This window comes from Bacillus pretiosus (genome assembly GCF_051294775.1).
Lineage (GTDB): Bacteria > Bacillota > Bacilli > Bacillales > Bacillaceae_G > Bacillus_A > Bacillus_A wiedmannii.
In genome coordinates this window covers 1-292 of record NZ_JBPPHF010000383.1, presented here as the reverse complement: position 1 = coordinate 292, position 292 = coordinate 1, and the positions used below count along the sequence as shown (strand labels likewise).

1 pseudogene is annotated in these 292 nt (G+C 32.2%); it reads left to right on the top strand.

What is annotated here, in order from left to right:
• Window positions 1-25: 25 nt before the first annotated feature.
• A pseudogene (locus ACSG5Z_RS31370) lies at window positions 26-292 on the top strand (spore germination protein); the annotation flags it as partial.

The following is a 292-nucleotide window of genomic DNA, read 5'->3' as shown; positions in this document are numbered from 1 at the left end:
ACTTTATCTAAAAGAGGTGGAAATTATGACAGAGCAAAAAGAACAACAAAAGAGTACGGATCAAAACCATATGTTTCCCTCAGTTCCGGAACACATTAATTATATCGAAAATAAGCTCTGTCATTCAGACGATATAAAAAAATTAGATTTTCCTTTCCAAAACGGCAAAGGAACAATCTTATATATCGAATCTTTAGCAGATTTAAATTTAATTCACCAATTAGCTCTTGAGCCTTTATTAACTCGGTCGGATTTGTCTTTAGATAAAGCTTTTGCCACATTAAGTATGAAG